The organism is Pseudodesulfovibrio sp. 5S69 (genome assembly GCF_037094465.1).
Classification (GTDB): domain Bacteria; phylum Desulfobacterota; class Desulfovibrionia; order Desulfovibrionales; family Desulfovibrionaceae; genus Pseudodesulfovibrio; species Pseudodesulfovibrio methanolicus.
The window spans coordinates 3,432,025-3,452,488 of the sequence record NZ_CP146609.1; the positions used below are offsets into that span (position 1 = coordinate 3,432,025).

Consider the following 20,464-nt stretch of genomic DNA (forward strand, 5'->3'; position numbering starts at 1 on the left):
TTATTTCGTCAGGAATGCGGCGAGCGGCTTTCGGTAGGTGCCGTATTTGATGCCCGGCCCGAAGCCCACCCGGAAGAAAAGCACGGGGTTGGTCGCCAGGAACCCAGGGAAACAATCCTCGGCCAGCGACCATGCCTTGCCCAACAACTTACCGTGTGCGGGCGAAAAGGATGCCTCTCCCTCCAGGAGCCATCGCAACCGGAACAACGCGGGCGCGGCCGCAGGCTGGAAGCGAATGCCGTAATGGGTGAAGGTCAGCCAGGCACGCTCAAGCGCCCGCCCCGCCTGGAACAGCGACTCCGAGTCCAGGGACTGGGCGCTGATCAAGCCGACGCCCCCCGAACAACGGATCCCCTTGCCCGAATGAGCGGCCACGCCGCGCGACGCGCCCAAGGCGTTGAGTGCGCTCATGACCGGCCAGGACCGGGTCGCCTTGAGGAACAGATTGCCCATCCTCCCCGCCTCCAGATTGCCGAGCGGGAACCCGTCCCGGGTCTCCTCGGCATCCTTTTGCGTGAACCGGATCATGGCGTTCAAATGCTCGTGGAGCCCGCGATGCTCCGTGCGGATGCGGTCCGCCAGGCTCACGGACTCGGCGAAAATCTTCAATTGATCAGGGCCTGATATCCATTGCAGGTTGGTGCCGGGGAACCGCTCCACCGCCTCCCGGATATGGTCCCAGACACCGTCGGAAACGGGCTCCTTGCGGTAGAACTTGCGGTTGGTGCAGCGCAGCCAGACGGCGTCATGCAGAATCGGTTCGGGGACGGTTTTTCCCTGCTTCAGCGTGAGCGTGGCCATGTGAATCTTGCCCGCGCCCTCTTCGGGCTTCAGCTCCACCTCGGGGTCAAGCCCGCAGGCCTGGGCGGCCAGGGTCATATTCTCCATGGCCGCGCCACAGGCCACGATGGACGCGGCCTGGCGGACATTGAAAAAGCTCTCGTCCGTGCCCTTGTCCAGGGACAGGGAGATGGTCTCCTCCCCGGCGGAAAACCGCCACGGCTGGCAGTTGTCGCCAGACGGGGCCTGCATGCCTGCCCGGATGACGTATTCGCGCACGGCGGCTATGCCGTCGGCCGACAGGTCCGGCTGGTCGGGCTTGACCGGCCCGATGACCTTGTTACGGTCCAGCATATAGTTCTTGGCGATCCACAGCTTCAGGCGCTGGAGCGGATGCCGGTTGCCCATGCGCAGCCTGCCCTTGACAAACTTGCGCGCATAGGGATCGAACTGCTGGAAATAGGGGACCGGCTTCACTCCCTTGCGCCCGAGCAACAGGCGCAGGGCCTCGGTCACGGCCAGGGACGCGCACAACTGGCAGGCGCAACCCAAGGACGGCCCCCGCTTGGCCCGGAGATCCACAAAATCCATGTTCACATACCGGAAGTGCGTGGGCCGGGGAGCCAGCCCCATGGCGAATTTGAGGATACGTTCTATGTACGTGTCCTCCTCCCGGATATTGAAATATTCGTCGAAGCCCATGCCGTCGGGCGTGAAGACCAGCAGGGCCGAACTGAAGCCCATGGGCCCGGCGGTGATCACCGGGATGCCCTTTTCCAGGGCCTTTTTGAAGACCATTCGCCGTACTTCGAAGACAAAAAAATCCAATCCGTCCAAGACCAGGTCCACGCCGTCCAGAAAAGCGTCCACGTTGGCCTCGGTCACGCCCTCCTCGAAAACCGTCAGCGACAGGTGCGGATTCACCTCAAGGACGTTTTCCTTCATGACCTGGAGTTTTTCCCGCCCGAACGCGGAGACCGTAGCCCCATATTGGCGGTTGCCGTTGACCGGATCGAACCGATCGAAGTCGGCCAGCCGAAATCCGCCCACTCCGCTGCGGGCAAGCGCAATCAGATGACCGCCCCCGACGCCACCCAACCCGGCCACGGCCACCACTGCACGCTGCAACCGGTTCTGCTCATTGGCGTCGAGCAGCCCGAGATTCCGGCAAAAGGCCGCTTCTTGATATGTATTATGGGTTGCGACGTGAAACACGTCCAGTTTTTGCCGGATTTCCGGATTATTCAAGGCAGAGTCCTTATTCAAACAAAGGGGTTAATGCTGCACCAGGCCCAGTGCATAAAAAGCGTCGTGGTACATGAGCCGGAACCGGTTGCGCTGTTCCTTGGTGAGCGAGTCCAGAATTTCCGGACGCTTCTCCAGGAAGTAGCACAAGTTCTCCGGACTCAGCGGTCTTTTTCTTTCCACAGGGTAGAGGATATGGGGATCCATGATGGAGTTGTTGACCTTGGTGAAAAAGCTGTGCAGGTCCGTTTCGAAATCGGACTGGCCATACGCATCGAGCATGGCGTCGTCATAATCACGAAACGAAATCCGCAAGGCCACTGCCGGGGCGCCAACGCCCTTGTACCAACGCTCTTCGCCGAAGTCCTCGAACAGGAAAATTTCCTTGTAGAAACGGACGTGTTTGGGATTGACCATGATGCACATGTCGTCCACTCCGGTCTGGTGCCCGTAGTTGAACATGGCCTTGGACAGGTAGACGACCAGGTTGGACCACCGCCGCCGGCGAGGCGTGGCCAGTGCGCCGAGCTCCGCGATCTTTCTTCCCTGCGCACGCAGAACGTCCAGTTCCTTCTTGTACAACGAATCCATGGGCAGGCCGAAGGTCTCGCTGTCGGCATAATAGGACATTGTCGAAATGACCTTCAGATATTCCTTGAAAATAAAGGCACACGTGGTGGGGAGCAGGCTGTGCACACTAAAAGACATCTCCGAAGGATGATCCTCGGTGATATACTTGGTTGACCGGTAGACAGAATAGACCGTCCTAAATGCCTGCTCAAGTTCGTCCCTGGTCTCGGCAATCTTTATGCTAGGCTTATCAAGACCTTCCAGCCTGCTGTCCACCAGGGAAGACCGTCGGATGCGCAAGGTTCTACGACGTTCGACTCCGTTCTGCAAATCCATGCTGACCTTTCCTTTGCGTGATGCCATTGATCTTCATATTGCACGAGCAGGCTCGCTTTGTCTATGCAACGTAATGTTGTAACATAATATCCATCATGGAGGCAGTCTCGGCGTTATCCCCTTCGAATACGCCGACCACGGTCAAATCGCGCTCGAATTTATGCCGGAGTCGCTTGCAGTAGAACGACACTGTCTGTGACAATTCGGGCACGGTGAAAAACACCTCGAAAAATGATGAATTCGCCAACCTGTCTCCCATTTCCGGAGAAACGTCCTTGAACGATATGCGCAACCCGCCCTGTGAGATGTCGTCAACCATCACCGGGTAGCTGCGCATCTCCCTGTCGGAAAACTTTACGCATGATATCGCGGGAATTGACACATCCACTCTGGGATACCGCCGCCGTTCCTTCCCATTTGTCGTCCAATCTCTGCTGACGAAGTCCTTCAGGCATCCCTCCACAATACTTGAAACAAGCTTGGAACAATCCACCCCTTCTCCACGGGCCAAACGTTGGAGTGCCTGGAAACTCTCCCGATTCATGTCGAAACACACTTTCACCACTTCAGACATCTTTTCCGCTACCTTGACTCTCTTCTTGCAGTGTGTGGGACGGTTCCCCCCGGTGCCCCTTTCCAATGCCGCAACAATTTTCATTTTTTTTGCAATAAACATACCGCCATCATCATAACAACTGGCCAGCGGGCCACATGCGCCGGCTGTTCAGAGAGGGCTTGATCTCATAAAGGCCGCGCGATTTGGCATTATTGCATTATGCTGAATAGTTATACTATTGCGGGAAATGGCAAGGCAACAAAATGGAATCAACCCTGCGACATGGCCGCAACAGGACGGGCCCCTCAGACTCGCCGGACGTCCGCAGAAAAGTGTCTGGCAATCCGACAGGGGAACCAGGGAGTTCGGGCACAGAGTCTGCCCAGCCAGCGCTAACCCAAGCTATTCTATTAACATTGCGAGATGTGATGGAATACCGCCATGCCCACCTGCCGTGCCGGGTAAAGGGAATGTACACCTCCGGCAGAGACTGACCGGCATTGCCTACATGAGGAACCGCTGAATGCTGGCCCCCTGCTCGGATTCGTCGGAAACTTCAATTCCGATTTCCACGGGGTCATCCAGAACTATACGCCGCGGCAGGCATTCCAGGGTGACCATGGCATCCTCCAACATGAAGGTTACGCTCAGCCCTTCGATTTGCTTGAGCATACCGGCAAAGACGTGACCTTTGTCCATAAATTCCAGGAGCATGCCTTGCCGCGAAATATTCTTTATCAGGACGGGAAAAACCATGATTTCCTGGCTGGCCTTGACCACCTCTACAAGCCCGGAAAGCGTGACCGACAAGCGCGGGGCCACCCGCCGCTCCCGACCATCCGGCCCTCCGCGAGCCGTCTCATGGACCTCGGCCGCCTCAAGCCGGTTGACGATCTCAAGAAGCGCCTCACCGTCCTTTACGGCAACATGCATGCGCTTGTTTGTCTGATAAGTGTACATGTAGTTTTAAAAGCAAAATTCGCGCCACCAAAGTGATGTTCGCAAAAAAAGAATACCGGAGCCGAATGCGGCACCGCGTCAGTTGTTTTTCAGAGAGAGATTGTGCTTGCTCAGCAACTCGTACAGGCGGGCACGGGAAAGGCCGGACAGCCTACAGGCCGTGGAAATGGAGGCGTCGCTCAACTGGACCAGCCGCTGAAGATATGCCTGTTCCATGGCATCCACTGCCTCCTGCCGGGCCGCCTTCATGATTGGAAACTCCTCGACCGTCGTGGGCAGGGAGAACAGGTTCGGCATCACGTTGACTTCCTGCGGCTGCCCGTCGTTTTCCCCCATGTCCTGAAACACCCGACGCATGCGCATTTGCTGAGGAAGGTGATAAATATTCAGGTACTTGGAAAAGCGAGCCTTCTGAAGAGAGACGTGCAGAACGTTGACCAGTTCGCGAACGTTGCCGGGCCAGTCGTAGAGCCGCAGGGTCTCGATGAACTGGGGGTCGACCTCCTTCTCCTCCATGCCGTTCTCCTTGCAGAGGGTAGGCAGGTAGTGCTTGGTCAGCATTTCGATGTCGCCGTTGCGCTCGCGCAGGGGCGGCAACTCAATGATGAAGCTCTGGAGTCGGTAATAGAGGTCGCTACGGAACTCGCCCCTGGCGACCATCTCCTCAAGGTTTCGGTTGGTGGCCGCCACCAGCCTGAAATCACTGTATACTTCCTTGCTTGAACTGAGCGGGCGGAAGGTCTTTTCCTGCAGGACGCGGAGCAGGGACTTCTGGATGCCCAGGTCGAGGTCGCCGATTTCGTCGAGGAACAGGGGGCCGCCGTGGGCCAGGTGAAACAGCCCTTTGCGGTCCTGGTCCGCACCGGTAAAGGACCCTTTGGCGTGCCCGAAAAGCAGGCTTTCCGCCAGCGTCGAGGGGAGGTTGGTGCAGTCCACCACAATATACCGCTTATCCTTGCGGTCGCTATTGTTGTGCAGCGCACGGGCGAAGAGCTCCTTGCCGGTCCCCGTCTCTCCGGTGATGAGCACGTTGCCGGTGCCCTTGGCGGAAATGGCCAGCCGTTCGAGGCACTGGTTCAGGGCGGTGCTGTCGCCGATGATTTCGTCGCGATCCAGGGAGTCGGTCTGCTCTTTCTGGACGGTCCTCTGCTGTAACAGGTTCTGGATGACCTGGCGGAAGCGGTCTTCCTTGATGGGCTTGACCAGGTAGTCTTTGACCCCGGCGGCAAAGGCCTGGGAGATGCAGTCGGTGTCCGATTCGCCGGTGAGCATGACAATGTCCACGTCGGGATCAAGCTCGGTCAGGCGAGGGATATGGCTCAGCCCGCTGCCCTCATGCAGGTTGAGGTCCAGAAAGATGATGTCGAAATGGCTGCTTTTGAGGAGCGTCAGCCCTTCTATCCCGGAATACACGCAATGGCAGTCGTAGCCCATCTTCTTGATGATGGACTCAACGGCGGCGCACTGAAACGGATCGTCATCGATTAGCAGTATCTTACCCACGAAAGGTCCCACTCCATAGTTCATTGCCCGAGGCTTGCAGATCACTCTCCGGCGAACAAAAGGCAAAAGTTGGTCATCCTATACATAGGCGCATTTTTTCTGTCCATAGGGAAATCTCCCATTTCCATTTTTTCCGGACAGGGATCAGCCGTACGGACAAACGCCTCGCAATGACACGCTTTCAGCATACCCGCCTTTTCCGATTTTTCAAGACTTTCCGAACGTAATCCCGAAACAATCCGAGACAGGGGCGGGACGGAGGTGCCGAGCCATACTCCGACAAAAAGGGCCGGGCAATCCGCAGATTGCCCGGCCGTCCATTACATAAGTATAAGAAAAGATCAGAGAGAGCGCTTTCTCCTGCGGCCATAAAGCAGCAGCCCCAGTCCGCCGAACCCGAGCAGCAGGAAGGTGGAGGGTTCGGGAGTCTGCGTTATTGTGGTTGGCGGGTTGCAGGGGGTGTCATCCCAGCAGCATCCACCGCCCCCCCAAGGAAAATCGTAGCCGCCGCCGTAATAACCGCCATCACCGTAGCCGCCACCGTGCGAACCGCCGCCGTAGTAGCCGCCGTCACCGTAGCCGCCACCGTGCGAACCGCCGCCGTAGTAGCCGCCGTCACCGTAGCCGCCGCCGTGCGAACCGCCGCCGTAGTAGCCGCCGTCACCGTAGCCGCCGTGCGAACCGCCGCCGTAGTAGCCGCCGTCACCGTAGTAACCGCCGTAACTGCCGCCGCCGTAGGAGTTGCCGCCGTAGAAATCTCCACCGTAGTAGCCGTTGAAGGAAGGATCAGTACTCGTTATGACGCATGCAAATGCATAGGGTGCTTGGAGTAGGCTGATAGCGAATAGTGCTATGACGATAAGGCGTTTCATGATGTCTCCCACGTTTTCCCCTTTTAATTCTTCATTAATATGCATAAAATGCGCCAAATACGTGAAACATGTGTTTTATGGGGTTGAGTATTCAAAAAATGTCATTTTGCCCGACATTTTGTCGGATTCTCTTACAATTTGCGTCAAATTGAAGATGATTCCATAGCTTTTTGCCATCCCACCCGGCCAAAACCGGATTTCTATCCATAGCCGGCTGGAACAGATATTTCTCTGGACCGGATCCGCCCCCGCAACCACGCCAAAAAGATCGAGAATAATTATTTGTTGCGCCTTTACTCTCCATTGTGGATACTTATTTGAATGAGAACGACCAACCCACATCCGTGAAAGGAGCTATAATCATGGGCGAAAGAACCGGAATCATCACGTTTAAAGGGAACCCATTAACCTTGATCGGCCCGGAAATCAAAGTCGGGGACACCGCTCCCGACTTCACCGTGACAGCCAACGACCTGGCGCCCGCCACCCTGGCAGATTTCTCTGGAAAGGTGCTCGTCATCGCCTCGGTGCCCTCCCTGGACACCCCCGTGTGCGACATGGAAACCCGCCGCTTCAACACCGAAGCGACCGCATTGGGCGACGACGTAAAAATCCTGACCGTCAGCATGGACCTGCCCTTTGCCCAGGCGCGCTGGTGCGGTGCGGCCGGGATCGAGGCCGTGCAGACCCTGTCCGACCACGCCCAGGCCTCCTTCGGCGAGAACTGGGGCACGCTCATCAAGGAACTGCGCCTGTTGACCCGCGCGGTCTTCGTGGTCGACAAGGGCGGCAAGATCGCCTACGTCCAGTACCTGAAGGAGATCACCGAGGAGCCCGACTACGAGGCCGCCCTCAAGGTGGTCCGCGAACTGATCGGATAATCACGTATCCTACGCGCAACACATGACGCAAGGCCTGGAAGGTTCTCCTTCCGGGCCTTTTTCATGACGAGCGGGATAAAACGCCTCCGGACTGCATAGCTCCCTCCCGTGGAGCGGCCAGACGGCACACCCACGGCTTACGGCCCAATTCACCGAACATTTTCTTCTGACTTGATCTTGCTACGAATAATTATAAAGTATACAGAAACAATATACTAACCTCAAAATAATACGGTGTAATCAGGTATGAAAAAGAAAATCATCTCCGCACGAGTGTTCCTTGTCCTGCTCCTGTTCGCGGCCTCTTCATCCTGGGCCGCCGGATTCGGCCCGGAAGCGACGCCGCGCATGAACTCGGCGAATTCGGCCCTGAAAGCGGCCATGCAAACCCTGGCCGTGACGCCGGACGCGCCTGGATTCATGGTCCTGACCAACGCGGGCTACGGCCAGGCCGACGCGGGGTCCACCGAGGCGTACCTGGACGTGGTCGCGCAGGCCACGGGCCGGACGCCGGGCACTCGGACCCTGCTCCTGGTGAACACCCCGTGCACCGAACCGCTCTGGTTTACGGTCTTCCGCAAGGACAACCAGCGGGCCGTGTTCATCAAGCTCACCCCCGACGGATTCAAGAGCCAGCCCCTGGCCCTGGCCCCGGCCTCCCTCTTCAAGCCCGAGGGCTGGGACTCAGCGCGCAAGGGACTGGTCGGCGCCCGCCTGTTCTCCGTGGCTTCCATCTCCCTGTCCTGGGCCGAGGACGCCCCGTGGCCCATGCTCAAGGGGGCGGAACTGCACGACCATTTCTGCCCCGGACTGAACGCCGGGTTCATGGTCAAGGCCTACCTCGACCAAAACCTGCCGCTGGGACCGGGCGATGCCTATGTATTCGTGGGCGCGCCGCCCATCTGCGCCATGGACGCCCTGCAATCCGCCTATGGCGCAACAATGGGCAAACACGGGGCCTACTCCGTGCTCTCGGCAAAGGCGGCCGACAAACGAGCCAAGGACGGTGTGGCCCCGACGCTCATCGCCATGCGCGTGAACAAGAAAAAGGACACCTGTGAGGGCGTGTTTATCGGCTTCGACTGGGCCAAGTCCGAATCGTTCACCGGCGTGACCAACGCGGACCGCACTCCGCCCGGCGGCAAGAGCAACCCGTTGTTCTTTATCTCCCGCGTCAAGATGTCCTGGAAACTCGCCCAGATGGACATGCAGGACAAGCTGGCCTGCATCAAAGCCCTCGGCCGCTTCAGCGGTCCCGCCGCGCTGGCGGGCAAGGTGGCGGGCGCCGGGGCCGACCCCTATGCCCTCGCCCTGTCCGATTAGCCCGTTCGGTCAACCGCGACCGCTCCGATCCGGCCTGCCCCCGCAGCCCGATCTCCCGCAAAAAGGCTTGGAAGGCAATCCTTCCAAGCCTTTCCTTTGGGCGTTTGCCGAGCGGCCGGGCCATGAGCATGTTGCCGAATCAGGCAAGACGGTCCCGCCTCCTCGCAGACCGGGGTTGCCATGTGACCCGGCTTGATATATCAATACATCTTGATATACAGATTTATCACCGGTTCCCGACAGCGCCGGATGCCGCCGGTCCCAGCTCCAACCGATCTCAAAAAGGATACGCCATGAAAATCATCGACCGCCTCCAGGACAACGGCCCGTCCCTTTCCCTCGAATTCTTCCCGCCCAAGGAGCGGGAGCAGTGGCCGCGATTCTTTTCCCAGGTGGAACGGCTGGCGGGGCTCGACCCGCTGTTCGCCTCCGTGACCTACGGGGCGGGCGGGTCGTTCCGGGACAACACCCTCGACATCGCCGCCGAGATGCATAAACGATTCGGGCTGCCGGTCATGTCGCACCTGACCTGCGTGGGCGCGGAGAAGCGGTCCATCGCCGAGTACGTCGAGCGCCTCCTGGACGCGGGTGTCCGCGACGTCCTGGCACTGCGCGGCGACATGCCGGGCGAGGACAAGGACATATGGAAGGATTTCCGCCACGCCTCGGACCTGGTGGAGTTCGTCCGGCAGGGCTGGCCGGAAATGGGCGTGGCCACGGCCTGCTACCCGGACGCCCACCCGGAATCCCCGTCCATCGACGACGACCTGCGCTGGACCTGCCACAAGTTCAACGCGGGTTCGGACTTCGCCGTGACCCAACTCTTCTTCGACGTGCGCCGCTACCGCGACCTGGTGCGTCGGCTGGAAACCCGGGGCGTGACCGAGCCGGTGCTTCCGGGCATCCTGCCGGTCCTGAGCATGGCGTCCCTGAACCGCATCCTGGCCCTGTGCGGGGCGAACATCCCGCTCAAGCTCTACCTGGAACTCCAGGAGGCAGACCGGGCCGGTGGCGACGACGCCGTGCGGCGCAAGGGCGTTGAGATCGCCCGGCGGCAGATACGCGAATTACTGGACCTGGGCGCACCGGGCATCCATCTGTATTCATTGAATAACGCCGATATCTGCCTGGACATCCTGGCGGGCCTCCCGGAGCTCGGAGGCTGACCGCGGACGGCAGATTCCGGCGAATGATCCTTGCGGTCTCCCCCGGCTTGCGATAGCTTCTGTCTCGTCACGATGTCCTTCAGGTGGCCCACGGGCCATAACAGGGAATCCGGTGCGAAGCCGGAGCGGTCCCGCCGCTGTAAGCCCCATGAAGGTCCGGTCCGAGAGCCACTGCCGCAAGGCGGGAAGGCGGGCCGGGCGGGGAGAGCCAGAAGACCTACCTGAAGCGTTTCTGCCGGATGCGGATCGCGGAACCCGCATGCGGACGAAAATGAAGCCCACCCGATAACCGTCGCCGGGTTCGCGGTTCCGCCGCGAGACCGTTCATCGGCGACAGCGCAGGCAGTTCAACAAACGGCCGCACCCTGATCGTGCGCCGTCCTCCGCGTTGCCTGCAAGAGACGTACATGCCCAGCAAAATACTCAAACGAGACGGTTGCATCGAAACCTGGTCCACCAAACGGATCGGCAACGCCATCTTCAAAGCCCTCAAAGGCAGCGGCATCAAGGACCCGCTGCTCGCCGACCGGCTGGCCGGAAAGGTGGAAAAGAAGCTCAAGGACGTGGACATCCCCGAGCAGGAACAGGTCCAGGACATGGTCCAGGAGGTCCTCATGGAGGCCCGCCTCTACAAGGTGGCCGAGCGGTACATCATCTACCGCGAGAAACGGCGCGAGCTGCGCTCCCAGGACGAGGCGTTCCTGGACATCGCCAAGGTCACCGACGGCTACCTGGACAACGTGGACTGGCGGGTCAACGAGAACTCGAACATGACCCACTCCTTCCAGGGGCTGATCCTGCACATGGCCGGTTCGGTGCAGGCCCGGTACATGCTCGAAAAGTACCCCGAGGAGGTCCGCCTGGCCCACACCCACGGCTACTTCCACATCCACGACCTGTCCTTCGGCCTGGCCGGATACTGCTCCGGCTGGTCACTGCGCGACCTGCTCCTCGAAGGGTTCAACCTGCGCGACCGCTGCTCGTCCACCCCGGCCAAGCACTTTGACGCGGCCTGCGGCCAGATGGTCAACTTCCTCGGCACCCTGCAGAACGAATGGGCCGGGGCCCAGGCCTTCAACAACGTGGACACCTACCTGGCTCCGTTCATCCGCAACGACGGGCTGAGCTACCACGACGTCAAGCAGCAGGTCCAAAAGCTGCTGCACAACCTCAACGCCACCTCGCGCTGGGGCGGACAGTCGCCGTTCACCAACTTCACCCTGGACTTCGTGCCGCCCGCGCACATCGCCAAGGAAGCGGTCATCATCGGCGGCCAGCTTCAGGACTCCACATACGGCGAGTACGCCGAAGAGATGGCCATGTTCAACCGGGCCTTCCTGGAGGTCATGATCGAAGGCGACGCGGACGGCCGCATCTTCTCCTTCCCCATCCCCACGTACAACGTGACCAAGGACTTCCCCTGGGAATCCGAGGAAGGCAAGTTGCTGCTCAAGATGACCGCCAAGTACGGCGCGCCCTACTTCCAGAACTTCATCAACTCCGACCTCAACCCCGAGGACGTGCGCTCCATGTGCTGCCGTCTGCAGATGGACCTGCGCGAGATCCGCAAGAAGACCGGCGGCCTGTTCGGCGCGGGCGACCTGACCGGGTCCATCGGCGTGGTCACCCTGAACCTGCCCAAGCTGGCCTACCTGGCCCACAACGAAGAGGACTTCATGGATCTGGTCACCGAGTACGCCCGGCTGGCCTCGGAGTCCCTGGAGTTCAAGCGCAAGGTGGTCCAGAAGAACCTGGACGCGGGCATGTTCCCGTTCTCCCGGCGCTATCTCAAGAACGGGTTCAAGGGCCACTTCTCGACCATCGGGCTCATCGGCGGCCACGAGGCGTGCATGAACCTGCTGCACAAGGGGCTCGAAACCCCGTCCGGCTCCCGGCTGATGCAGCGGGTGCTCAACCTCCTGCGCCGGCTGGTGGTCCAGTTCCAGGAGGAGACCGGCAACCTGTACAACCTCGAAGCCACGCCCGGCGAAGGCACCTGCTACCGGCTGGCCAAGATCGACAAGGAGTTGTACGCGGACATCCACACCTCCGGCGGCGAGACCCCGTACTACACCAACTCCACCCTGCTGCCCGTGGGCATCAGCTCGGACGTCTTCTTCGCCCTGGAACACCAGAACGAACTCCAGACGCTGTACAACGGGGGCACAGTCTTCCACACCTTCCTGGGCGAGGCCGCCCCGAACGAGGAGAGCGTGAAGAACTTCCTGCTCAAGGCCATGAGCAAGACCAAGATCCCGTACATCTCGGTCACCCCGACCTTCTCCGTGTGCGAGGACCACGGCTACATCTACGGCGAGCACTTCAACTGCCCGACCTGCGACAAGGAGACCGAGGTCTACACCCGCGTGGTCGGCTACTACCGCCCGGTGGGCCGCTGGAACAAGGGCAAGCAGGAGGAGTACAAGGACCGCATCGAATACTCCAGGGAAACCTTCTGCCAGCCCGCATAGGCGATCCGACACCCGATGATACTCGACGCCAACCAGCTCGCCTCCATCAGGCAGCACAACGACGAAGAACTGCGAAGGGGGAGCCGTGCCACGCACGGCTACCCCGCCCGCACCGTGCAGGACCTGCTGCACACCGTCGAGGCCCTGAAAAAGGAAAAGAAAAAATGGAAGAAGCTGGCCCAGGACCGGGGCAAGACCCTCAAGGCGATCAGCGAGCTGGCGTCCAGCCAGCCCGACTGATCCCCGGCCATGCGGTGTTGCCGAAGCCGCTCTTCGGGCCATGCCGGGCGCTGGACGTCGCGAAAGACCAACCAAAAGGCCCCGTTCAGCGGGGCCTTTTTCGCGTCGTCCGTCCCTGTATGCGGCTACTCGCCGAGGGCCTGCCGCAAGGCGGCCACGTCGCCCGTCAGCAGGTTCAGGTCGCGCCGGATGCGCTCCTCCGGCCAGTCCCACCAGCGGACTTTTTCCAGCAGCGCAATGTCCTCGTCCGGGAACCGTTTCTTGACCGGCCTTGCAGGGGCCCCGGCGACCACGGCATAAGGCGGGACATCACGGGTGACGATGGCCCGTGAGCCGATCCTGGCCCCGTCGCCGATGGTCACGCCCGCCATGACCAGCGCCTCGAAACCGATCCAGACGTCGTTGCCGATAATGATGTCGCCCTTGTTGTCCCAACTGTCGGCAATGTGCAGATCGTGCTCCCACTGCTCGCCGAAGATGGCAAAGGGGTAGTTGGCGCAGGCGGCCTGCCTGTGGTTGCCGCCGTTGAACAGGAATTTGGCCCCGTGGGCTATGGAACAGAATTTCCCGATGACCAGCCTGTCGTTGTTCACGGGGTAGTGGTAGAGGACGTTCCTGTCCTGAAACCGCAGCGGGTCGTCGAAATCGTGGTAGTAGGTGTATGCGCCCACCTCGATGTTCGGCTTGGTGACCGCTTCCCGCAGGTTGCACGTATTCTTGTCCCCGGACCGAGGGAATATCGGAAGGCTCATTTCGTTTTCCTCTGTTACGAGCGAGCCGAAGGGGTTCACCCGCGATGTTCATGGATGATTGAAAGGCAATTCGTCCGACGGGTTATAGGCCATCCGGAAAGATGGTGTCAAAATATGAATAGATGTGGAACCGTTCGCCGCCCTCCGCGGATTGCGGGTCGCTCCGCAGGCCCCGGCAAGGGGGAGCGAACTCGGATGCTCGGCGCGCAAACCCCATTCCCATTTGCCACATCGGTTCCGGGGCGGTACCGTGTCGGCGGTGTCCGAACGGCTGTTCCAGCGAGCCGGGCAGGCGGCCCCCCGGCCGCACGCGCCCGCAGGGAGGTCCGGTGAATCGAATCGAGCGACTGCAGGGGTTGATCCTCTATCTCCAGTCCAGGCGCTATGCCACGGCGGCGGATATGGCCGACCACTTCGGCCTGAGCGTGCGGACCATCTACCGCGACCTCAAGGCCCTGGGTGAGGTGGGGGTGCCCATCCTGGCCGAGTCGGGTGTGGGCTATTCCCTGATGAAGGGCTACAGCCTGCCGCCCGTGAACTTCACCAAGGCCGAGGCCTTCGCCCTGGTCACCGGCGGGCTGCTCCTGCAGCGCCACGCGGCCCCGGACTTCCGCAAGCACATGGAAACGGCCCTGCAAAAGATCAAGGCCGCCCTGCCCGCCGCCGACCGGGCGGAAACGGACCGGATCGAGAGCAGCATGGCCAGCATCGCCGAAGCCGTCATCCCGGAGCAGGCCGACCTCTCGCTCATCCAGCGGGCTCTGGGAACGCGCCGGGTCTTGCGCTTCCTGTACCAGGGGTACGGCAAGATCGAGGCCGAACCGCGCGAGGTCGAGCCGCGCGGCCTGCTCTACTACCTCGGCCGCTGGCATCTCATCGCCTGGTGCCGGTTGCGCGGGGGAATCAGGGATTTCCGCACCGACCGGATGCGTAGCCTGAAAATCCTGGCCCAGGGGTTCACGCCAACCGAGGAGTTCGACCCGGCCGCCTATGTGCGCGAACACATGCCCGCCCCGGACCTGCCGGTGCGGGTCCGGTTCGAGGCGGATGTCCTGGACAGAGCCAGACGGGAGTGGTGGATGGGACTGCTTGAGGAGCGGGCCGAGGCCGACGGCGGCGAGCTGACCCTGCGCACCCCGGACCTCGAGACCATCGCCTCCTGGCTGCTCTCCTTCGGCGCTTCGGCCACCGTGCTCGACCCGCCCCTGCTCCGCCGGATGCTGGCCGAGCGGGCCGAGGCCGCGGCCGCCCATCACCGCCGCGCGCCCTGACCGGCCCGGCCGGCTCGGCGGCCGGAAGCCCCTAACGCGTGAAGACGATCTTACCTCGCGTGCGCCCTTCGACCATGGCCCTGACGCCCTCTTCGGCCCGCTCCATGGGGAGCACGTCCCCGATGGCCGGGACGATGGACGCCCCCACCACCAGCCCGAGCAGGTCGCGCATCTCCTCCAGGGTGCCCATGATGGTCCCGGCGACGGTCAACTGGTTGACGATCACCGGGAGCAGGTCCATGGCCACGTTCTGCCCGGTGGTCACGCCCATGGTGACCACGATCCCGCCTCGCTTGACCGACGAGAACGAATGCGCCCAGGTGGCCTTGCCCACGCTGTCGAAGACCGCATCCACCTTGCGGGGCAGGGTCTCGCCGGACAGGAATCCCCGGTGCGCTCCGAGCCCGGTCGCCAGATCCAGACCGCGGGCGTCGCGGCTGGTCGCCCATACCTCCATGCCCGAGGCGCGGCCGAGCTGGATCAGGGCCGTGGACACGCCGCCCGTGGCTCCCTGAACCAGCATGGTCTGACCGGGGCGCAGGCCGGACTTGGTCGCCAGCATGCGGTAGGCCGTGAGCCAGGCCGTGCCCATGACCGAGGCATGGAGCGGCGACAGCCCGTCGGGCAGGGGCAGGACGTTGCGTCCGGGCACGACCACGTGGTCGGCGAAGGTGCCCTGCACCTTTTCGCTGAGCACGTGCCATCCGGGGTCCAGGGTCTCGTCGCCCGTGCGGTCCGGGCCGGTGATCAGCGGATAGATCGCCACCGGCGTGCCGTCGTCCAGCACGCCCGAGGCGTCGTTGCCCAGGATCATGGGAAAGGGGATGGGGGTATCATGGCCTGTGATGCCGCGCAGGGTGAAGATGTCGTGACGGTTCAGGCTGGCGTGGGTCACGCGCACCCGGACCCAGCCGTCGGGCACCACGGGCTCGGGGCGCTCCCCGACCACCAGGGCCGCCAGCGGGTTCTCGTTGTCGGGTTTCTCACAATAGACTGCGAACATGTCGTTATCCTCCTGTTGTCTCGGCTCAATCGTGCGCCTCGGCACTGACAAGGGTATGTCAGCAGGCGGGCGGAACGGCGGGCTGACATACACCTGTCAGCCGCCCGAACTATCCATGGAGATACGGAGGCAACAACGCCGCCGCAAAACAAGGAGAACCGCCATGATGAATCTGCACCCCACAGTAAAGGCGTATTTCGATGCCGCCAACAGGCAGGACGCCGATGCGCTGCTGGCCTGTTTCACCCCCGACGCGGTGGTCGAGGACGAAAACAACCGGTACGCCGGGCACGCGGCCATCCGCGCCTGGAAGGAGGAGAGCTTCGCCAAATACCGCCCGGTCCAGGAGCCGCGTTCGGCGACGGAAAACGGTGCCGTGGTATCGGTGGTCACCACCGTGTCCGGGGACTTTCCCGGCAGCCCGGTGGACCTACTGCACGAATTCACCCTCGCGGGTGATGCCGTCGCGCGGCTGAAGATCACCCTGGCCTAGCGGCTCCGGCGGCGTCCCGACCCGGATGTCCGGCTAGTGCGTCTTGAGGAACATCAGGCCGATGAGCGCGGCCAGGAGCACCGTCCAGATCAAGGCCGCCTTCAGGGTGGCCTTTTTTGCGCGCTCCTTTTCATACCATGACAGAGGGCGGATGCCCTGGACCAGGAAGGTGCCGACCCCGGCCAGGTTGAGGCAGATGATGTTGGCCGCGAAGAGCAGGCCCGCGCCGCCCGCCTCGGGCAGGAGCCCCGCGCCGAGGAACAGGCCGCAGGCGATGAGCGGCGGGAGCAGGGACAGGGCGACCATGACCCCGACCAGGGAGGTGGGCACGCCCAGGGTGACGGTGATGATCCCGGCCGCGCCCGAAACCATGGCCAGGATGATGTCGGAATAGGAGGTCATGCTGCGCACGGCCAGCTCGTGGGTCATCTCGGGCAGACCCAGGAGCAGCCCGGCCCCGGCGGACAGGGCGAAGCACAGGGCCACGCCCACGGCCAGGGTCTTGAGGGATTCCCTGCTGAGCTTGGCGTCGCCCAGCGTGGTGGCCAGGGAAAGGCCCACGTTGGGGCCGAGCAGCGGGGCCAGGACCATGGCCCCGATGATGATGGCCACGTTGTCGCGCAAGAGCCCGATGATGCCCACCAGGGAGGAGAACAGGACGAGCATGACGTAATTCTTGGAAAGCAGGGTCGTGTCCAGGACGTCGGCGTACAGCTCCTCGCGGCTGATGGCCGCCTGGCCGCCCTTGTCCTCCTCGGGGAAGAGATCGGACTTCTTCTCCTCCTCCTTGGCCAGCTTGTCCAGCCTCGGCAGGGTCGCCTCGGCGGGATAGACCACGATGCGATACTTGTCGGTCCAGGCGAACAGCTCTTCCAGCTCGTCCATGACGTTCCCGGTCTCGGCCACATCCAGGACCACGCGGAAGGCCAGGGATTCGCCGTCGTCGAGCGGCGAGGCCCAGAACACGTAACCTGCGTCGGTCTGGTGCTCCTCCAGGGATTTCTTGACCTCGTCCTTGTCCGCTCGGGGCGTGACGACTTCGATAACGCGCAATGCCATGATGTCGACCTCGTAGGGTTCCGATACAACAGGCAATACCACACGCCACGCCCGGAGTACATGCGCAACTCCCCCTCTCCCCTGTCGCAACTTCGCCACCCCTGCCATGCTCAAGGCGCAGCAGTCCGCCACGCCACCTCGCACCCCGCGAAGCGGCACCAAAAAGATTTGGAAAAGGATGGGGATGGGGGGCCGGGGAAGGGGAAGGAAAGGACCTTTCACGAAAGGTTTTTCCTTCCCCTTCCCCCGGCCGCCGGAGGCACTCTTCAGCCCGACCGCTAGGCCGAGCCGAGTTCGTTGATCAGGCCGTCGAGTTCCCGGGCGATGGCGGTCAGTTCGCGGCAGGCCTGTGCGGACTGGGCCATGGCCCGGCTGGTGTTCTCGGAGATGCGGTGCATGTCCTCGGTGGCCTGGGTGATCTGCTCCGAGGTGGCGGACTGCTCCTCGGCCGCGGCGGCGATCCCCTGGACCTGGCGCACGGAATCGCGCGAGAAGCTGACGATCTCGGCCAGGGATTCGCCCGCCTCTTCGGCCAGGGAGGTGCAGGTCTCGACCACGTGGGCCACCTTGTCGGTCTCGGCGACGTTGCGCTGGGCCATGGCCTGAATGGCCCCGATGGCGCTGCCCACCTCGGTGGTGGCCACCATGGTCTTCTCGGCCAGCTTGCGGACCTCGTCGGCGACCACGGCGAACCCGCGCCCGGCGTCGCCCGCGCGGGCGGCCTCGATGGCCGCGTTGAGCGCCAGCAGGTTGGTCTGGTCCGCGATGTCGTTGATCACGGTCATGACCCGGCCTATGTCGTCGGCCTGGCCGCCGAGTTCGCCCATGTTGTCCCGGAGCAGGGAGGCGAGTTCCCGGACCTCGTTGACCGAGGAGACCACCTTGTCCACCACGTCGCGCCCGGCACGGGCCTGGCCCTCGGCCTGTTCCGCATTCCGGGCGGCCTCGTTGGCGTTGCGGGCGACCTCGAGCACGGTGGCGTTCATCTCCTCCATGGCCGTGGCCGTCTCGGTGGCGCGGGCGCTCTGCTCCTCGGCCCCCTCGCGGGACTCCTCCACGCGCTCGGAGAGCTGCTGCGAGGCGGAGGTCATGCGCTCGGACAGCCTGCCCGCCTGGTCGGCGGCGTGCCGCATCTTGCGTTGGGAGTCGAGGATGTCGGTCTGGTCCACGATGACTTCCAGGGCGCCGACCACCCGCTTCTGCTCGTCGAGCAGGGGGCTGGCATAGCCCTTGATGTCCACGTCGCCCGCCTCGAGCTTGCCCCTGGTGGAGCCCACGACCCGGTCCATGGCCCGCATGGCCTGGGTGCAGACGCAATCGTCGGTCCGGCAGATGTCGGTATTGAACACGCCGCTGCACGGGGTGCCCAGAAGCTCCTCACGGTCGCGCCCGGCGATCTCCTCGGCGTTCTTGTTGACGAAGAGCAGGTTGTGCTCGCGGTCCACGGTGAAGATCGGGAACGGGAAGGAATCGAAGGTCGCGGTGTAGGTGTCGGCCACCCTGTTCATGCTCCTGATAAGCTGGGCGTAGGCTCCCTCGTAGCGGTCGGCGTCGCCCCGGGCGCGGACCACGCCGCGCGCGACCTCGCGGGCCGTGGCCTCGCAGTCGTCGATGAGCGCGGTCAGGTTGACCGGGATGCGGCTGACGGACCGGTGGATGGCGCCGATCTCGTCACGGCTGGTCACGGGTTTGCCCTGGGCCAGGTTGCCGCGCGAGACCTGTTCGGCCAGGTCGCGGATGCGCTTCAGGGGCCGGAACACGGCGTAGCGCATGACCCCGAGCAGGGAGAGGATGGGCACGACCACGGCCAGGCCGAAGAGGATCAGGACCAGGACCACGGCGCCGTCCAGGATGGCGTTCTGGACCGAGATGTCGCGGGCCAGGGTGATCACGCCGATGGGCTTGCCCTGGTAATCCTTCACCGGCAGGTAGGCCACGGCGTAGTTGCCCTCGATGTCCACGTACTGGCCGTCAACGGCCTTGCGCAGTTGCTCGGGCGTGACCCGGCCGTCCAGTTCGGCGTTCTCCTTGCCCGCCACGCGGACATAGGCCTTGCCGACCAGGGGATACTTGGCGGGATCCTGGAGATTGGTGGTGGTCGGCAGCAGGGAGGCGTCCATGTACAGGGTGTAGAAGCTGCCCTCCTCGTCCTTGAAGAGCTTGAAGACGTCGCCGTAGCTCTTGAGCACCTCCACGGAACCGAGCTGGTTGCCCGAGGCGTCCTTGACCGCCACCAGGCCCCGGATGGCGAAGCCGCCTCGTCCGGGCTCAATGCCCCGGCGGGGCTTGCCGTCGCGGTTCACGTCCAGGACGGTCTTGCGGAAACTGGAAATATCGTCGGACACATCCACCCACTTGCCGTTGCGCTTGGCCTGCTTGTCGCGCCACATGCGCGCCAGGCTGCGCCCGTTGGGCAGATGGAAGTGGAGCCTGAGCTTTTCGCCCATGGCCTCCTTGTAGCCGTTCAGGGCGGGCGCGAGATCTTCGCGCAGGGCCTCTCTGGCGCTCTGCACCACCGGGTCGGCCTCGTCGCCGATATTCCCCTGGTGCGCCAGGGTAAAGGCCCGGATGACCGCGGGCAGACGGCTGAACAGGGCCGCCTCTTCCTCGGCCCGCACCGCCGCCTCCTCGGTGTTCTGCTCCAGGGTCTTGGCCGCGTTGCCCACCAACATCTCGGCGAACGAGGTCCGCAGTTCGCCGAACCGGCCGGTCAGCAGGAAGAAGCCGATACACCCGATCAGCAACACCAGCGGAATGGTCGGCAACAGGATTTTATACTTGATGCTCATATTGTATCCTCTCAAGATACGCGGACGGCCCCCTCTCCCGGACACGACCGCCGACTATTGGTAATAAAAATCGGACCGCAGGCACAGCACGCCGATCTGTGATCATAGCATGCTCCAACAACATACGGCCAGGGAAACGGCATCGTATGGCCCTCGTTCGCAATTTCACATTATTTTTGTCAGGATTTTCCGGC

The 20,464-nt window shown here is 62.4% G+C and carries 17 protein-coding genes and 1 riboswitch; of the genes, 7 read left to right on the top strand and 10 right to left on the bottom strand.

Features of this window, described 5'->3' with window-relative positions:
• From V8V93_RS16265 to V8V93_RS16290, 6 genes are all read right to left on the bottom strand, one after another.
• The gene (locus V8V93_RS16265) at positions 1 to 2,028 is read right to left on the bottom strand and encodes a ThiF family adenylyltransferase (RefSeq protein WP_338667663.1); all 2,028 of its coding nucleotides are present in this window, start codon (positions 2,026 to 2,028) and stop codon (positions 1 to 3) included.
• A gap of 27 nt (positions 2,029 to 2,055) precedes the next feature.
• Complete coding sequence (locus tag V8V93_RS16270; protein WP_338667664.1) at positions 2,056 to 2,931, bottom strand: N-acyl amino acid synthase FeeM domain-containing protein; 876 nt, start codon at positions 2,929 to 2,931, stop codon at positions 2,056 to 2,058.
• A 61-nt stretch (positions 2,932 to 2,992) separates the two neighbouring features.
• Positions 2,993 to 3,607, bottom strand: a complete 615-nt coding sequence (locus V8V93_RS16275; RefSeq protein WP_338667665.1) for a PilZ domain-containing protein — start codon at positions 3,605 to 3,607, stop codon at positions 2,993 to 2,995.
• 384 nt (positions 3,608 to 3,991) lie between these two features.
• Complete coding sequence (locus V8V93_RS16280; RefSeq protein WP_338667666.1) at positions 3,992 to 4,447, bottom strand: hypothetical protein; 456 nt, start codon at positions 4,445 to 4,447, stop codon at positions 3,992 to 3,994.
• A gap of 78 nt (positions 4,448 to 4,525) precedes the next feature.
• Positions 4,526 to 5,950, bottom strand: coding sequence for a sigma-54-dependent transcriptional regulator (locus V8V93_RS16285; RefSeq protein WP_338667667.1), 1,425 nt, complete (start codon positions 5,948 to 5,950; stop codon positions 4,526 to 4,528).
• A gap of 341 nt (positions 5,951 to 6,291) precedes the next feature.
• Positions 6,292 to 6,867, bottom strand: coding sequence for a PEP-CTERM sorting domain-containing protein (locus V8V93_RS16290; RefSeq protein ID WP_338667668.1), 576 nt, complete (start codon positions 6,865 to 6,867; stop codon positions 6,292 to 6,294).
• Between the two features lie 317 nt (positions 6,868 to 7,184).
• Between V8V93_RS16290 and tpx the strand changes: the two genes are divergently transcribed.
• The 5 genes from tpx to V8V93_RS16315 all read left to right on the top strand — a co-directional run bounded on the left by tpx (position 7,185) and on the right by V8V93_RS16315 (position 12,903).
• Positions 7,185 to 7,703 (top strand): thiol peroxidase, encoded by a 519-nt coding sequence (tpx, locus tag V8V93_RS16295; RefSeq protein WP_338667669.1) that lies wholly within the window; start codon positions 7,185 to 7,187, stop codon positions 7,701 to 7,703.
• Between the two features lie 246 nt (positions 7,704 to 7,949).
• Positions 7,950 to 9,026 (top strand): FmdE family protein, encoded by a 1,077-nt coding sequence (locus V8V93_RS16300; RefSeq protein WP_338667670.1) that lies wholly within the window; start codon positions 7,950 to 7,952, stop codon positions 9,024 to 9,026.
• 293 nt (positions 9,027 to 9,319) lie between these two features.
• Positions 9,320 to 10,192, top strand: a complete 873-nt coding sequence (locus V8V93_RS16305) for a methylenetetrahydrofolate reductase (RefSeq protein ID WP_338667671.1) — start codon at positions 9,320 to 9,322, stop codon at positions 10,190 to 10,192.
• A gap of 64 nt (positions 10,193 to 10,256) precedes the next feature.
• A riboswitch (cobalamin riboswitch) is annotated at positions 10,257 to 10,431 on the top strand.
• A 168-nt stretch (positions 10,432 to 10,599) separates the two neighbouring features.
• The gene (locus V8V93_RS16310) at positions 10,600 to 12,663 is read left to right on the top strand and encodes a ribonucleoside triphosphate reductase (RefSeq protein ID WP_338667672.1); all 2,064 of its coding nucleotides are present in this window, start codon (positions 10,600 to 10,602) and stop codon (positions 12,661 to 12,663) included.
• A 15-nt stretch (positions 12,664 to 12,678) separates the two neighbouring features.
• Positions 12,679 to 12,903 carry a hypothetical protein gene (locus V8V93_RS16315; protein WP_338667673.1) on the top strand — a complete coding sequence of 75 codons (225 nt, stop codon included), beginning with the start codon at positions 12,679 to 12,681 and terminating at the stop codon, positions 12,901 to 12,903.
• Between the two features lie 125 nt (positions 12,904 to 13,028).
• On the opposite strand, the gene V8V93_RS16320 is transcribed toward V8V93_RS16315, so the two are convergent.
• Positions 13,029 to 13,655, bottom strand: a complete 627-nt coding sequence (locus V8V93_RS16320; RefSeq protein ID WP_338667674.1) for a CatB-related O-acetyltransferase — start codon at positions 13,653 to 13,655, stop codon at positions 13,029 to 13,031.
• Positions 13,656 to 13,984: 329 nt separating this feature from the next.
• On the opposite strand from V8V93_RS16320, the gene V8V93_RS16325 reads away from it, so the two are divergent.
• Complete coding sequence (locus V8V93_RS16325; RefSeq protein ID WP_338667675.1) at positions 13,985 to 14,926, top strand: helix-turn-helix transcriptional regulator; 942 nt, start codon at positions 13,985 to 13,987, stop codon at positions 14,924 to 14,926.
• A 31-nt stretch (positions 14,927 to 14,957) separates the two neighbouring features.
• Here V8V93_RS16325 and V8V93_RS16330 read toward each other — a convergent pair whose 3' ends face one another.
• Positions 14,958 to 15,929 carry a quinone oxidoreductase family protein gene (locus V8V93_RS16330; protein ID WP_338667676.1) on the bottom strand — a complete coding sequence of 324 codons (972 nt, stop codon included), beginning with the start codon at positions 15,927 to 15,929 and terminating at the stop codon, positions 14,958 to 14,960.
• A 163-nt stretch (positions 15,930 to 16,092) separates the two neighbouring features.
• Between V8V93_RS16330 and V8V93_RS16335 the strand changes: the two genes are divergently transcribed.
• Entirely contained in the window at positions 16,093 to 16,422 is a 330-nt protein-coding gene (locus tag V8V93_RS16335; protein ID WP_338667677.1) for a nuclear transport factor 2 family protein, read from the top strand.
• Between the two features lie 33 nt (positions 16,423 to 16,455).
• Here the strand turns inward: V8V93_RS16335 and V8V93_RS16340 are convergent, their stop codons facing one another.
• Both V8V93_RS16340 and V8V93_RS16345 read right to left on the bottom strand, forming a co-directional pair.
• Positions 16,456 to 17,481 carry a TIGR00341 family protein gene (locus tag V8V93_RS16340; RefSeq protein WP_338667678.1) on the bottom strand — a complete coding sequence of 342 codons (1,026 nt, stop codon included), beginning with the start codon at positions 17,479 to 17,481 and terminating at the stop codon, positions 16,456 to 16,458.
• A 278-nt stretch (positions 17,482 to 17,759) separates the two neighbouring features.
• A complete protein-coding gene (locus V8V93_RS16345; protein WP_338667679.1) occupies positions 17,760 to 20,270 on the bottom strand; it encodes a methyl-accepting chemotaxis protein in 2,511 nt (836 codons plus the stop codon).
• Positions 20,271 to 20,464 lie beyond the last annotated feature (194 nt).